At 73.1% G+C, this 14,190-nt stretch carries 11 protein-coding genes; 6 read left to right on the plus strand and 5 right to left on the minus strand.

The window, feature by feature from the left end:
* Nucleotides 1–13 precede the first annotated feature (13 nt).
* Nucleotides 14–3,265: a bifunctional cytochrome P450/NADPH--P450 reductase gene (locus RM445_RS08655; RefSeq protein WP_311555608.1), complete on the plus strand. Its 3,252-nt coding sequence runs from the start codon at nucleotides 14–16 to the stop codon at nucleotides 3,263–3,265.
* A 97-nt stretch (nucleotides 3,266–3,362) separates the two neighbouring features.
* On the opposite strand, the gene RM445_RS08660 is transcribed toward RM445_RS08655, so the two are convergent.
* Nucleotides 3,363–4,136 (minus strand): alpha/beta fold hydrolase, encoded by a 774-nt coding sequence (locus RM445_RS08660; protein ID WP_311555609.1) that lies wholly within the window; start codon nucleotides 4,134–4,136, stop codon nucleotides 3,363–3,365.
* Between the two features lie 245 nt (nucleotides 4,137–4,381).
* Here RM445_RS08660 and RM445_RS08665 point away from each other — a divergent pair, with 245 nt between their 5' ends.
* Nucleotides 4,382–4,621 (plus strand): hypothetical protein, encoded by a 240-nt coding sequence (locus tag RM445_RS08665; protein WP_311555610.1) that lies wholly within the window; start codon nucleotides 4,382–4,384, stop codon nucleotides 4,619–4,621.
* 9 nt (nucleotides 4,622–4,630) lie between these two features.
* On the opposite strand, the gene RM445_RS08670 is transcribed toward RM445_RS08665, so the two are convergent.
* Both RM445_RS08670 and RM445_RS08675 read right to left on the minus strand, forming a co-directional pair.
* Complete coding sequence (locus RM445_RS08670) at nucleotides 4,631–6,013, minus strand: pyridoxal phosphate-dependent decarboxylase family protein (RefSeq protein ID WP_311555611.1); 1,383 nt, start codon at nucleotides 6,011–6,013, stop codon at nucleotides 4,631–4,633.
* 11 nt (nucleotides 6,014–6,024) lie between these two features.
* Nucleotides 6,025–6,372: a nuclear transport factor 2 family protein gene (locus RM445_RS08675; protein ID WP_311555612.1), complete on the minus strand. Its 348-nt coding sequence runs from the start codon at nucleotides 6,370–6,372 to the stop codon at nucleotides 6,025–6,027.
* Nucleotides 6,373–6,592: 220 nt separating this feature from the next.
* Between RM445_RS08675 and RM445_RS08680 the strand changes: the two genes are divergently transcribed.
* Genes RM445_RS08680 through RM445_RS08695 form a run of 4 tightly spaced genes read left to right on the plus strand, consistent with a single transcriptional unit; the run spans nucleotide 6,593 to nucleotide 10,579 of the window.
* Complete coding sequence (locus RM445_RS08680; RefSeq protein WP_311555613.1) at nucleotides 6,593–7,774, plus strand: acyl-CoA dehydrogenase family protein; 1,182 nt, start codon at nucleotides 6,593–6,595, stop codon at nucleotides 7,772–7,774.
* Nucleotides 7,774–8,544, plus strand: a complete 771-nt coding sequence (locus RM445_RS08685; RefSeq protein ID WP_311555614.1) for an enoyl-CoA hydratase/isomerase family protein — start codon at nucleotides 7,774–7,776, stop codon at nucleotides 8,542–8,544. Before RM445_RS08680 ends, RM445_RS08685 begins: the two co-directional genes overlap by 1 nt.
* A 2-nt stretch (nucleotides 8,545–8,546) precedes the next feature.
* Nucleotides 8,547–9,407, plus strand: a complete 861-nt coding sequence (locus RM445_RS08690; protein WP_311555615.1) for a 3-hydroxyacyl-CoA dehydrogenase family protein — start codon at nucleotides 8,547–8,549, stop codon at nucleotides 9,405–9,407.
* Nucleotides 9,404–10,579, plus strand: a complete 1,176-nt coding sequence (locus RM445_RS08695; protein WP_311555616.1) for an acyl-CoA dehydrogenase family protein — start codon at nucleotides 9,404–9,406, stop codon at nucleotides 10,577–10,579. Before RM445_RS08690 ends, RM445_RS08695 begins: the two co-directional genes overlap by 4 nt.
* Here the strand turns inward: RM445_RS08695 and RM445_RS08700 are convergent.
* Together RM445_RS08700 and RM445_RS08705 are read right to left on the minus strand one after the other, a co-directional pair.
* Nucleotides 10,572–10,976 carry an SRPBCC family protein gene (locus RM445_RS08700; RefSeq protein WP_311555617.1) on the minus strand — a complete coding sequence of 135 codons (405 nt, stop codon included), beginning with the start codon at nucleotides 10,974–10,976 and terminating at the stop codon, nucleotides 10,572–10,574. The two genes, RM445_RS08695 and RM445_RS08700, sit on opposite strands and share 8 nt — an antisense overlap.
* Nucleotides 10,958–14,095, minus strand: coding sequence for an ATP-binding protein (locus tag RM445_RS08705; RefSeq protein WP_311555618.1), 3,138 nt, complete (start codon nucleotides 14,093–14,095; stop codon nucleotides 10,958–10,960). Before RM445_RS08705 ends, RM445_RS08700 begins: the two co-directional genes overlap by 19 nt.
* Nucleotides 14,096–14,190 lie beyond the last annotated feature (95 nt).

The raw sequence follows: 14,190 nt of genomic DNA on the forward strand, positions 1-14,190 counted from the left end.
GAAGGGATCAGCCGTGACCTCCACTCCCCTGTCGCTGAACGATCTTCCGGGCCCACACGGCCTGCCCGTGATCGGGAACCTCCTCGACATCGACTCCGCAGGCCCCGTCGAGGGCTTCGTCCGGATGGCCGGCGAGTACGGGCCGATCTTCAAGATGCACTTCCCGAACGGCGTCCGGGTGTTCCTCTCGGGACCGGAACTCGTCGACGAGGTCTGCGACGACAGCCGGTTCGACGAGTTGGTCGGGGGCGGCCTGGGGAACCTCCGCCAGGGCGGTGCGGGCGACGGGCTGTTCACCGCGGACACCGACAACCCGCTCTGGCACCGCGCGCACAACATCCTCATGACCCCGTTCAGCCTGCAGGCGATGCGCGACTACATGCCCCACATGCTCGACGTCGCCGACCAGCTCATGGACAAGTGGTCGCGGTTGAACCCGGGCGAGGAGGTCGACGTCGCGGCCGACATGACCCGGCTGACGCTCGACACCATCGCCCTCTGCGGTTTCGGCTACCGGTTCAACTCCTTCTACCGCGACACCCAGCACCCGTTCGTCGAGGCGATGACGCGCAGTCTCGCCGACTCGCAGAACCGTGCCCGGCAGTTGCCGATCCAGGCCCGCCTGAACATCCGTGCACAACGCCAGATGCAGGAGGACCAGTCGTTCATGAACGACCTGGTCGACCAGATCATCGCCGAGCGGAAAGCCGTGCTCGACGGTCCTGGGGCAGACGCGGGTGCCACCACGGACCTGCTGGGCCGGATGCTCACCGGCGTCGACAAGCAGACCGGCGAGCGGCTGCCGGACGAGAACATCCGGGCCCAGTGCATCACCTTCCTGATCGCCGGCCACGAGACGACCTCCGGGCTGCTGTCGTTCGCGCTCTACTACCTGCTGAAGAACCCGGACGTGCTGGCGAGGGCCCGAGCGGAGGTCGACGGGGTGCTCGGCACCACCGCGGCGCCCGCGTTCGAGCAGGTGCAGCGGCTCACCTACGTCCGGCAGGTCCTCGACGAGTCGCTGCGGCTGTGGCCGACCGCGCCCGGCTTCACCCGCGCCCCGTACGAGGACACCGTGATCGGCGGCCGGTACGCGATCCCCGCCCACACCCCGATGCTCGTGCTGAGCCAGGCGCTGCACCACGCGACGTCGGTATGGGGCGACGACGCCGCGGAGTTCAACCCCGACCACACGGCGCCGGCGCGGATGGCCGCGCTCCCGCCCAACGCCTACAAGCCCTTCGGCACCGGGCAGCGGGCCTGCATCGGGCGGCAGTTCGCCCTGCAGGAGGCCACGCTGGTGCTCGGCATGCTGCTGCAGCGCTTCGAGTTCGTCGACCACCTGCGGTACGAGCTCAAGGTCAAGACGACCCTCACGATGAAGCCCGACGGCTTCCACATCCAGGTCCAGCCCCGCGCCGACGTGCACCTCGACCGGGCCGCTCCGGTGGCCGCGGCGGAGCGGGCCGTCGCCGACCCGGAGGCCGCGCCGGCACCGCTCGTCGCCCGGCACGGCACCCCGCTCAGCGTGCTGTTCGGGTCCAACCTCGGCACCGCCGAGTCGATCGCCACCCGCCTGGCCCAGGAGGGCTCCGAACGCGGCTTCGACGTCACCCTCGGCGCGCTCGACGACCACGTCGACGACCTGCCCCGCGACGGCGCCGCGCTGATCGTCTGTTCCTCCTACAACGGCACCCCGCCCGACAACGCCGCCGCCTTCTGCCGCTGGATCACGGGTGCCCCCACCGATGCGGCCGCCGGCCTGGCCTACACCGTCTTCGGCTGCGGCAACACGGAGTGGGCCGCCACCTACCAGGCCGTCCCGACCCTGCTCGACGAGCAGCTCGCCGCACACGGCGGACGCCGGGTCCGCGACCGCGGAGAGGGCAACGCCGCGGGCGACTTCGACGCCGCCTACCGTGACTGGCACAGCGGCCTCTGGGCCGACCTCGCCACCGCCCTCGACCTGCCCGCAGAGGTGGGCGAGACCGTGGCCCCGACCGGACCGCGGCTGTCGATCACCCTGACCAACCGGCAGGTCAGCAACCCGGTGATCGTCTCCTACGACGCCCGGCCGGCGCGGGTCCGGGCGAACCGCGAGCTCATCTCGGCCATGAACGGGAAGCCTGCCGACCGCTCCACCCGGCACCTCGAGATCGCGCTCCCGTCCGGGACGACGTACGCGGCCGGCGACCACCTGGGGGTGCTCCCGCGCAACGGCATCGACCTCATCCGCCGGGTGATGGTGCGGTTCGCGCTCGACGGCGGGCAGTACGTGACGATCATCCCGAACAGCGGGGCCCACACCCACCTGCCGATCGACGAACCGGCCCCGGTGATCGGTGTGCTGGGCAGCTGCGTCGAGCTGCAGGACGTCGCCGGCCGCGACGACATCGCGACCATGGCCCGTCACACCGGCGACCCCGCTCAGAAGGCGGCGCTGCAGGAGCTGGCCGGCGACGGCGAGGCGGCACAGCAGCGCTACCGCGACGAGGTGTACGCCGCCAACCGATCGGTGCTCGACCTGCTCGAGGCCTTTCCGGCCTGTGCGCTGCCCTTCGCCGAGTTCCTCGACCTCCTGCCGCCGCTGCGGCCCCGTTACTACTCCATCTCCTCCTCGCCACTGGCGAGCCCGGACGCGTGCAGCATCACCGCGGGCGTGCTGCGCGCGCCGGCCCGCTCGGGGACCGGCACGTTCACCGGCGTCGCCTCGGCCTACCTGGCTCACCAGCCGGTCGGCGGCACCGTCTTCGTGTTCATGCGGAAACCGACCATCGCCTTCCACCCGCCGGAGAACCCGCACATCCCGATGATCATGATCGGGGCCGGGACCGGCGTCGCGCCCTTCCGCGGGTTCCTGCAGGAGCGCGCCGCGCTGGCCGGCCAGGGGGTGCCGGTGGCGCGATCGCTGCTGTTCTTCGGCTGCCGCAACCGCGAGTCGGACCTCCTGTACGCCGACGAGCTGCGCGACTACCAGGACCGCGGGTTGGTCCAGGTGGAGAACGCCTTCTCCCGGGCGGCGGGCGAGCGCTGCCGCTACGTCCAGGACGCGATGCTCGACCGCGCGGACGAGGTGTGGGAGGCGCTGCGCCACGACGCCGTGGTGTTCGTCTGCGGCAACGCCTCGACGATCGCCCCGGGAGTGCGCGCCGCGTTGACGCAGATCTTCCGCGACAAGACGTCCACCGGGGCGGCCGACGCGGAGGCCTGGCTCGCCGGGCTCCGCGCGACGAACCGCTTCGTCGAGGACATCTGGGGCGGCTGACGCTGCGCCCTCGCAGGGTCGCCGTCGTCGTCGCAGAGGCGATCGAAGCTGCGAAGACGACACGGCCTTTGCGAGGACGTCCTGAGGAAGGGGCGGGTCAGCGGCACGACTCCCAGAACCGACCGAGCAGCGCGGCGGTCGCCTCCGGAGCCCGCGCCATCATCAAGTGGTCTACCCCGTCCAGCATCCGATGTTCGGCGGCGGGGAACCACGACTCGACGAGGGCGGCGCTCTCGGCGAACCGGGGGACGCTGGCGCCGCCGCGCAGGTGCAGTACCGACAGGCCGATTTCGGTGGCGTCCGACGGTGCGAACACCCATCGAGCGGCGGCCGGGAGCTCGACCGCGAAGAATCCCGCTGCGTGGCTGAGGGCGTCCGTCAGGGCGCCCGGGACCAGCTCGTCCAGCTCCTCGGGGCCGTCCGGGCAGGTGATCGCCCGGAGGAACCGGTCCATCGCCGTACCGGCGCCCTCCATCCGAGCCATCTCCATCAGCGGAGCCGTCCGGGCCGCCGCTTCGTCCGGCGGGAGGAGCCCGACCGTCGCCGGCTCGAGCAGCGCGAGCGACCGCAGGTCCGCCGCGCCCTGCCGGGCGAGCTCCAGGGCCACGAGCCCACCGTAGGAGTGTCCGACCACGTGGACGCGGCGGATCCCGAGATCGTCGAGCAGCTGCGCGCACAATCGGGCGTCGTCCTCGATCCGCCAGCCGACGGGGGCTTCCCTGCGGTAGCGGAGCACCGACATGTCGCGCAGCTCCGCGGCCAGCGGCAGGTGCAACATCACGAACGGCCGGGCGTGCGGCAGCACCACCGGCTCGCCCTCGCCGGTGAGCTCGTACTCGACACGGACGCCGTCGAGCTCGACGCGTTGCACCTGGCCATGGTGGCGGGGAGGCACGGCGCCGACAAGGTACTGACGCTGCCGTGTTCGCAGGGTCGCCGTCGTCGTCGCAGGGACAATCGGAGCTGCGACGACGACACGGCCTCTGCGAGGTCGTGGGCGGCGGGGGCGCGGCCGGGCTGGAAAAGGGCGCACCCCTGCGTGGCGTATTCCACGGACGTCACCGCGCTCTTCCCGGAAGCTCGGCTCGTCGGACAACGCCGTCCCCGGAGGCCCCCGTGAACCCCACCGCCGTCGTCATCGATCTACCCGACCAGCGCGACCGGTTCCGGTCGGGCGTCGCCACGCTGCCGCCGGGCCCGCTGCGCGACGTGCTCACCGCGGTCGCCTACGCCCGCGACGAGGCCGCCCGCACCGGCGCCACGACGGCGACGGACGACCGGTGGCGGGCGGTGGTCACCGCCGCGGAGCGTGCCGTCCGCGTCGGGGCGCCCGTCGCGCTTCGGATCGTGGCCTGAGCCGGTCGATCAGCCCGCCTCCCGCATGCAGCGGAGGATCGCCGCGACCGACCGGTCGACGTCCGCCTCGTCGGTCGACCAGTTCGACACCGAGATCCGCATCGCCGCCCGCTCCTGCCACACCGTGCCGCTCATCCAGCACGTGCCGTCGCGCTGTGCCCGGTCGACCACCGCGCGAGTCAGATCGTCGGAATCGCCGAAGCGCACGAGCACCTGGTTGAGCACCACGTCGTTCAGCACCTCGACGCCCGGGGCCGTGCCGAGCTGCTCGGCGAATCGGCGGGCGAGCGCACAATTGCGCTCGATCAGGTCCGCGACGCCGCTGCGGCCCAGCGCGCGTAGCGCCGCGTAGACCGCGAACCCACGCGCCCGCCGGGAGTGCTCGGGGTTGTGGTCGAGCGCATCCCGCTCGCCGGCCGCCCCGTGCACGAGATAGCCCGCCCGGGCGCCCATCACGGCCCGGTGCGCCTGCGGGTCGGCGCAGAAGACGAGGCCGCAGTCGTAGGGCACGTTGAGCCACTTGTGCGCGTCGGTCGCCCACGAGTCGGCCCGCTCCACACCGGCGATCAGCGGCCGCAGGCGCGGGCTCGCCGCCGCCCACATCCCGAAAGCGCCGTCGACGTGCACCCAGGCGCCGTGCCGGTGGGCCAGGTCGCTGATCTCGCCGACCGGGTCGACGGCTCCGGTGTTCACGTTGCCGACCTGCGCGCACACGATCGCCGGGCCGTCGTCGAGCGCCTCGGCGAGAGCGTCGACGCGCATCCGCCCCTGGCCGTCGGCGGCCACCGGCACGATCGCCGCCGTGCCGACCCCGAGGAAGCGCAACGCCCGGTCGATCGTGCCGTGCCGCGACTCGCCGGCCAGCACCCGGACCCGCGGAGCCCCCCACAAACCCGCCGAGCCCAGGTCCCAACCGGCGCGGGCCAGCACCGACTGCAGGGCCGCCGCCAGACCGGTGAAGTTGGCCATCTGGGCGCCGGTCACGTACCCCACCGACACCTTCGGCGGGAGGCCGAGGAGATCGGCCAGCCACGCGCCCGCGACCTCCTCGACGACGGCCGCCGCGGGCGCGAGCACGTAGAGCCCGGCGTTCTGGTCCCAGGCGGAGGCCAGCCAGTCGGCGGCCAGCGCCGCCGGGGTCGTTCCTCCGACGACGAACCCGAAGAACCGGCCGCTCCCGGACGGCATCACCCCCGGCCCGGTCGCCGCCGCGAGTCCGGCGACCACGTCCCGCGCGTCGTGCGGCGCCTCGGGCAGCGGACCGCCGAGCGCCGAGCGCAACTCGGCGAGATCGGCAGCCGGACGGACCGGCCGGTCGGGCAGGCCCTCGAGATGGGCGAGCGCCTGGGCGAGCGCCTCGCCCAGGGGTCCCTTCCAGTCCGGTCGGTCCATGGCTGCCTCGGCTAACCCAGCTGGTTCAGGGTGTAGCGGACGGTCTGGACGCGAATCCCGTCGTCCGAGAAGACGAAGGTGTCGACGCCGTACGTCCCGCGCGCCGTCGGTGTCTCGGCCGTCCATTCGATGAACAGGACGTCGCCCTCAAAGATCTGGACCGGCACGTCCCACTTCGCGTCGGGCAGGTCCGCCAGCAGCGCGACGAAACTCTCTCGCACGCCGTCCTTGCCGTGGTGAGACCCGCGAGGAGTGATCACAACGGCGTCGTCCGTGTAGTCGGCGACGATCTCGTCGACGTCGCCGGCCATCAACGCCTCGGCGTGGTGCTGGAAGATCTCCTGGGGAGTGCGCGCCATTGCTGCCTCCTGGCTCGTCGACCGGCTCGTCCCGCCGGTGCGGGCCAGGGTCGTCCGATCGGGGTGCCGCGTCCAGCCACCAACCGGCGCACGGCTGGGTCGCTAGCCCACCCTGCCGCAGGAGCGGTCGTGCCCGTCCTGGTGCGGAACCTGAGGCGGCGCAGGATCACGGCGAAGGGTTCACGATGGACGAGGCATCGCCCAACTGCTGGAGGCCGTGATGGAATTGGGCCCTACTGAGCTCTCCCACGACTACCTCGACCTCGACGACCTCTTCACGCCCGACGAGCTGGCCGTGCGCGACCGCGTCCGCACCTTCGTCGACGAGCGGATCCGCCCGAACATCGCGGGCTGGTACGCCACCGCGACCTTTCCCCGCGAGCTGGTCAAGGAGATGGCCGACCTCGGCCTGCTCGGCATGCACCTCTCGGGGTACGGCGGCGGTGGCCGTTCGGCCGTCGAGTACGGCCTCGCGATGATGGAGCTGGAGGCCGGCGACTCCGGCATCCGCACGTTCGTCTCCGTCCAGGGCTCGCTCGCGATGAGCGCCATCGCCAAGTTCGGCTCCGAGGAACAGAAGCAGCAGTGGCTGCCCCGCATGGCCACCGGCGATCTGATCGGGTGCTTCGGCCTGACCGAGCCGTCGGCGGGCAGCGACCCGGCGAGCATGGCCACCCGCGCCGTCCGCGACGGTGACGGGTGGGTGCTGACCGGCACCAAGCGCTGGATCGGGTTGGCCTCGATCGCCGACGTGGCGATCATCTGGGCGGGGACGGACGAGGGCATTCGGGGGTTCGTCGTCCCGACGGACACCGACGGCTTCACCGCCACCCCGATCGAGCCGAAGCTCTCGATGCGCGCCTCGATCCAGTGCGACATCACCCTCGACGCCGTGCGGCTGCCCACCGACGCGGTGCTGCCCGGCGTCCGGGGTCTCAAGGGACCGTTCGCCTGCCTCAACGAGGCCCGCTACGGGATCATCTGGGGCGCGATGGGCGCCGCCCGCGACTCCTACGAGACCGCGCTGCGCTACGCGCTGGAGCGCCGCCAGTTCGGCACGCCGATCGCGTCGTTCCAGCTCACGCAGCAGAAGCTCGTCGACATGGTGCTGGAGATCCAGAAGGGCGTGCTGGTCGCGCTGCAGACCGGGCGCCTCAAGGACGCCGGGAAGCTCCGCCCCGAGCAGATCTCGTTCGGCAAGCTCAACAACGTCCGCGAGGCCATCGCGATCTGCCGGTCCGCGCGCACGATCCTCGGCGGCAACGGCATCACGCTGGAGCACTCGCCGCTCCGGCACGCCGACAACCTCGAGAGCGTGCGCACCTACGAGGGCACCGACGAGGTGCACACCCTGATCATGGGCCGGGCGATCACCGGCATCGCCGCCTTCGGGGGTGCGTGATGAAGACGCTCACGGTCGAGGTCGACGACCGGCTCGCCGTCGTCACGGTCGACCGGCCCGAGGTCCGCAACGCGCTGAGCCGGCAGGTGCTGGCCGAGCTCCGCGACGTGCTGGCCGACCTGCGCGAGCGCGACGACGTCGGGCTCGTCGCCTTCACCGGCGCGGGCGACAAGGCCTTCGTCGCCGGTGCGGACATCTCCCAGCTGCGCCACTACGACCTGCACACCGGGCTCGCGGCGGAGATGCAGCGGACCTTCGACGTCGTCGAGGCCTTCCCGAAGCCGACGGTCGCGGCCGTCAACGGGTTCGCCCTCGGCGGCGGCTGCGAGCTGGCGATGGCGTGCGACATCCGGATCGCGAGCGAGAACGCCCGGTTCGGGCTGCCGGAGACGACGCTGTCCGTCCTGCCCGGAGCCGGAGGCACGCAGCGGCTCGCGCGGCTGGTCGGTACCGGCCGCGCCATCGAGATGATCCTGACCGGCCGGTTCGTCGACGCCGCGGAGGCGCACGCGATCGGTCTGGTCACCGCGGTCGTCCCGGCGGACGACCTGCCCGGCGAGCTGCGCCGCCTCGCCGACCAGATCCTGGCCAAGGGACCACTCGCGGTGCGGTTGGCGAAGCTCGTGGTGCGCGCAGGCATGGACGCCGACCAGCGCACCGGCCAGGTGATCGAACAGCTCGCCCAGGCCCTGCTCTACACCACCGCGGACAAGGCCGAGGGCACGAGCGCGTTCTTGGAGAAGCGCCCGCCCGAGTTCAAGGGGGCGTGACGATGGACCGCCTTCTCGTCGTCGGTGCCGGGACCATGGGGTCGCAGATCGCGATGGTCTGCGCCCTCGCCGGGCACGACACGACCGTCACGGACGTCACCGACGACGCACTCGACCGCGCGCGGGCACAACTGCAGGCCCGGCTGGACCGGGACGTCGCGAAGGAGCGCCGCACCCGCGACGACGTCGACGCCGCGTTCGACCGGCTCACGTTCACCACCGACCTCGACGCCGCCGCGGCCGGTGCGGACCTGGTGATCGAGGCGGCGGTGGAGAAGCTGGACGTCAAGCGGGAGGTCTTCGCCCGACTGGACAAGGCAGCGCCACCACAGACGATCCTCACGACCAACTCGTCGGCGATCATGTCGTCGCAGATCGCGGACGCCACCGGGCGCCCGGACCGCGTCGCCAACATGCACTTCTTCAACCCGGCGCTGGTGATGCGCTGCGTCGAGGTCGTCGGGTCCGACGACACGTCACCGGAGACGATGGAGACCGTCACCGCGCTGGCGCGCCGGCTCGGCAAGGAGCCGGTCGTGCTGCACAAGGAGATCCCGGGCTTCGTCGCCAACCGGATCCTCGGTGCCGTCCGCGACGAGGCGATCTCCCTGCTGGAGCAGGGTGTGTCGTCCGTCAAGGACATCGACACCGCCTGCCGGACCGCTCTCGGCCACCCGATGGGCCCGTTCGAGCTCATGGACCTCACCGGGATCGACATCGGCTACCACGCCAAGCTCGCCCGCCACGCCGTCACCGGTGATCCCCGCGACCTGCCCAGCCGGACCGTCACCGAGCTCGTCGAGCGCGGCGACCTCGGCCGCAAGACCGGCAAGGGCTTCTACAGCTACGAGGACGAGCGGTGAGCCCCGACTACTACCTGCTCGACGAGCTGCTCACCGATGAGGCCCGCGCCGTCCGCGACCGGGTGCGCGCCTTCGTCGACTCCGACGTCCTGCCCGTGATCAACGACTACTGGGACCGGGCCGAGTTCCCCTGGCCGCTCGTGCCGAAGCTGGCCGCGCTCGGGATCGTCGGCTCGACGATCCAGGGGTACGGCTGCCCGGGGCTGTCGCGGCTGGCCGCCGGGATGGTGAGCCTGGAGATCTCGCGCGGCGACGGCAGTGTGAACACGTTCCTCGGCGTCCAGTCCGGGCTCGCCATGGGCACGATCAATCTGCTGGGCAGCGAGGAACAGAGGCAGCGCTGGCTGCCGGGGATGGCCACGCTCGACCTGATCGGCGCCTTCGCGCTGACGGAACCCGACCACGGCTCGGACTCGGTGGCGCTGGAGACCACGGTCCGGCGCGACGGCGGCTCCTGGGTGCTCAACGGCGCGAAGCGCTGGATCGGCAACGCGAGCATCGCGGACGTGATCGTCGTCTGGGCCCGGGACACCGACGACGGCAAGGTCAAGGCGATCGTCGTCGAGAAGAACCTCGACGGCACCTACCCGGACGGCTACACCGCCCAGCTGATCACCGGCAAGATCGGCAAGCGGGCCGTGTGGCAGCCGGACGTCACGCTGCGCGAGGTCCGCGTCCCGTTGGACAACAAGCTCGCCGAGGCGCGGTCCTTCCGCGACGCCACCCGCGTGCTCACCGCCACCCGCGGCGGCGCGGCGTGGGAATCGCTCGGCCACGCCGCCGCCTCCTACGAGATCGCGCTGAACTACGCGACGACCCGCCACCAGTTCGGCAGGCCGATCGGGAGCTTCCAGCTCGTGCAGGCCAAGCTCGCCGAGATGCTCGCCGAGATCACCGCGATGCAGCTCTACTGCTTCCGGATGGCGCAGCTGCAGGAGCAGGGACGCTGGACGGGTCCGATGGCGTCGCTGGCCAAGATGAACCACGCCCGCAAGGCGCGGCAGATCTGCCTCGACGCTCGCGACATCCTCGGCGGCAACGGTCTGCTGCTGGAGAACCACGTCGCCAGGCACATGACGGACATGGAGGTCGTGCACACCTACGAGGGCACCGACCACATCCAGGCGCTGCTGGTGGGGCGCGACATCACCGGGATCTCGGCGATCAGCTGAGCGCGTGCTCCGCCTCGGCGAGCCTCACCAGCGCGGTCAACGACGCTGCGACGACCTCCCGCTCGAGTACGCCGACGAGGTCTGCGAGGTCGGCCGGGATGTCCGCGGTCACGGTGATCCGGGTGTCCTCGCCCTGCTCGGCGAGCTGCCAGGAGACCTCGACGTCGAAGGTCTGGCACGACATGGTCACGCGGCCGGTCGCCGGGTCTGCGCGCAGGTACTGGGGCAGGGGGAAGTCCGGGTAGCCGTGCTGCCAGACCGTGAGCGCGCCCTCGCCGTCGACCTGGACCGTCTCGATGCCGGCCCACCATTCAGGGAAGCGCGACGGGTCGAACAGCAGCTTCCACACGTCTTCGACCGGAGCCGCCGCCGTGTCGGTCAGGATGAATCCAGGCATGAGCCCTCCAGCTCGTCGAGATCGACGAGTTCGGCGACGACGCGGGCCAGCTCCCGGTCGGGCTCGACCAGGCCGACGACCGGTGGCCGCCCGAGGTCGACGAGCGACGCCATGAACTCCTCGCCGGTCCGATGTCCCGCCCGCCCGGTACGACTGAGACGGCGCCAGCCGTCGGCGGCCTCGGCGAGCCGGCGCCGAGCCTGCGGCACGTCGCCGCGTGCCCGGGCCACGAGCCCCTGGGCCCGAGCCATCCGCGGAACCAGCGCCCACGGCTGATCCCCGGGGCCGACCGGTTCCAGGACGGCCCGGCGCAGCTCGGCCCCGGCGGCGTCGGCGTCCCTGCACCCGGCCAGCGCCTCGGCCAGCGCCATCCGGGTCGCCGGCCGGCTGACCGACGCGTTCCCGGCGAGAGCCGCGCCGAGCAGGTCGACCGCCGCGCCGTACCGCCCGGCGGCGAGCGCGACCAGGCCCGCGTCGTGCCGGGCCACGGCGAGCATGGCCGCCGAGTCGAGCCGCTCCGCCGTCGTCAGCAGTTCCGCCGCGGTGGTCCCCGCCTCGTCGTGCCGTTCGAGCCGGGAGAGCAGGTGGGCGCGCGCAGCCAGGTTGGGCAGCACCAGTACCGGCACGTCGCGCGTGGTCGCGACCCCTCGGTCGGCGGCCCGGAGGGCCCCGCCGAGATCGCCCGCACACGTCAGGGCGCACGCCGTCTGGATCCAGACGACGTGGGCGAGGTCGGGCCGTCGCGCGCGGCCGACGGCGTCCGCCGCACGGAGCGCGACGTCTTCGCATCCGTCGAACCGGCCGAGGCGGATCGCGATGGACAGCCGCGCGGTCTCGATCTCCGCCGCGGTCGTGTCGTCGGGATGGGGTACGAGCGCCGCGGCCTCGGCGAGCAGCGGGCCGCTGCGTCCCGCGTCGCCCGCAGACGCCTCGCTCCAGGCCAGGCCGATCAGGACGGTCACCCGCAGTGCCACCGACGTGTCGGGGGTCAACAGCTCCGCGGCCCGGCGGTAGGCGGCGAGCGAGGCGGACGGCCGGCACAGCACCGTCTTGTGGATGTGACCGCGGCGGGACCAGGCGGCGGCCCGGTCGGCCGGCGCGAGCCGGGCCAGCGCGTGCTCCCACTCCTGCTCGAACGCCTCGGTCCGCCCCGACCACGCGTGCACCTCGGCGAGCTCCAGGCGGGCGATGCCGTCGTCGGGGTCGCAGAGCACCGCCTCGGTCCAGAACGCCGTCGCCTCCGGGAGCGCACCGAGCTCGCGGGCGTGGCGCGCGGCGCGTTGCCACCGTGGACCGGCCAGATCGTCGCGGCCGGCCCGCTGCAGGTGCCGGGCGACCTCGGCCGCACGGGCGGCGCCGTGGCCCGGCGCGCAGCCGGCCTCGACGGCGAGCGCGACCGCGAGATGCGTGCCTTCGGGATCGCGCAGGTCGGCGCGGGCGGCCTCGGCCAGCAGTGCGTGGCGGTAGCGCAGCCCGCCCCGCGCCCGGCCGGCCAGCCCCGTGTCGAGGATCTGGCGCTCGGCGTCGGCGGTGGCCGGTAGCGCGGCGATCTCCGCGGCCGTGAGCGTCCGTCCCGCGGCCGCGATCGCCTCCGCCAGTGCCCGTGCCGGCTCCGGCAGCCCGCGCAGCGCGGCCCGGACGACGGCGCGCAAACTGCGGGGCGGGGCGCTGCTGCCTGCCGCCGTGGCGCGGGCGCTCTCCACGGCAAGCAGCGGGTTCCCCTCGGCTGCAGCCACCACGTCGTCGACGACCGGGCCGGGCAGCACGTCGTCGGTGACGCTGCGGACGACCTCGGCGATCTCCGGCCCGCGGAGGGGGCCCAGCTCGACCTCCGCGACGTCCAGTCCGCGGCCGGCGAGGTCGGCGAGCAGCGCGTCGATCTCGGGATGGGCAGGGCGGTCGCGTCGGGTCAGTACGAACAGCACCGGCATCCCCGCCAGTCGCCGTCCGATGTGCGCACACAGGGCGATGCTCGCCCGGTCGGCCCGGTGCACGTCCTCGGCCACGAGCAGTACCGGACGTCCTCCCGCGGCCCATTCGACCAGCCGCAGCACGGCGTCGAACACCCGCAGCCGCTCCAGCTCGGGCGCGGCGACCACCGGGGGTTCGCCGTGCCTGCCGAGCCCGCGGGTGAGGTCCGGGGCGAGCCGACCGAGCTCCGACGGCCATCCGGCTCGATCCGGCGGCTGCGGGACGACGGCGACCAGCGCCCGCGCCAGCTCCTGCCACATCGCGAGCGGCGCCTCGCCGCCGACATCCACGCCCGCGCCGACCGCCACCCGGGCCCCGGCGTTGTCGGCCCGCCGGGCCAGCTCGCGGATCAGCCGGGTCTTGCCGATCCCGGCCTCGCCGGTGACGACCACGACCCTTCCCCGGCCACGGCGCGCGGCCGACCAGGCCGCGGTCAGCGTGGTGAGCTCCGCCGAACGCCCGAACATCGGTGCACCCGACGCTGCGGGGACCGCTCCGGGCCCACACAGCCGCGCCACCAGCGCCCGGGTGGTCGGGGCCGGCCCCACCCCGAGCTCGGTGCGCAGCCGATCCGCGAGCTCGCGGGCCGCGAGCATCGCTCCTGCCCGGTCACCCGTCGCGGCGAGGTGTTCGAAGAGGGCGCGGTGCGCCGGCTCGTCGAGCGGGGTGAGGGCGCACCTCCGGGCGGACCACCGCACGGCCCCGGCCGGATCTGCCGCCGCCGCGGCGCGGGCGTCCAGCAGCGTGACGCACCGGCGCCGGTGCTCGGCGCGCGCCGCGTCCGCCCAGTCGTCGTCGAACTCGGCACACGGCTCGGCCCCGAGCATGTCCAGTGCGGTCGGCTCGCCCCGCTCCAGCGCCGTGCCGAGCTCGTCGACGTCGCGGACCACCGGCGCCAGCGCGACCGTCGTCCGGGTGGCCTGCACCGCGTCGGCCCCCAGCGACCGGCGCAGCGTCCAGACGGCCGTGCGCAGGTTCGCCCGGGCTGTCGGCGCATCCGGCCAGAAGCGCGCGGCGAGCGCGTCGCGTTCGTGCGGACCGGGGTGCAAGGCGAGATACGCGAGCAGCCGCCGGTGCGGCCGGGACAGGAGCACCTGTTCCCCGTCGCGCGTCGCCGTGATCTCGCCGAGGAGCTGCACGTGCAGCACCCGCCGGACGGTAGCCCGAGACGGGGCCGGCGTACACCGCCGTTGACGCTGCGTTGACGGTGCACCGACGGTCCGCGCCGAGGCTCTCGTCGTCA

Source organism: Pseudonocardia charpentierae (assembly GCF_031845345.1).
GTDB lineage: Bacteria > Actinomycetota > Actinomycetes > Mycobacteriales > Pseudonocardiaceae > Pseudonocardia > Pseudonocardia charpentierae.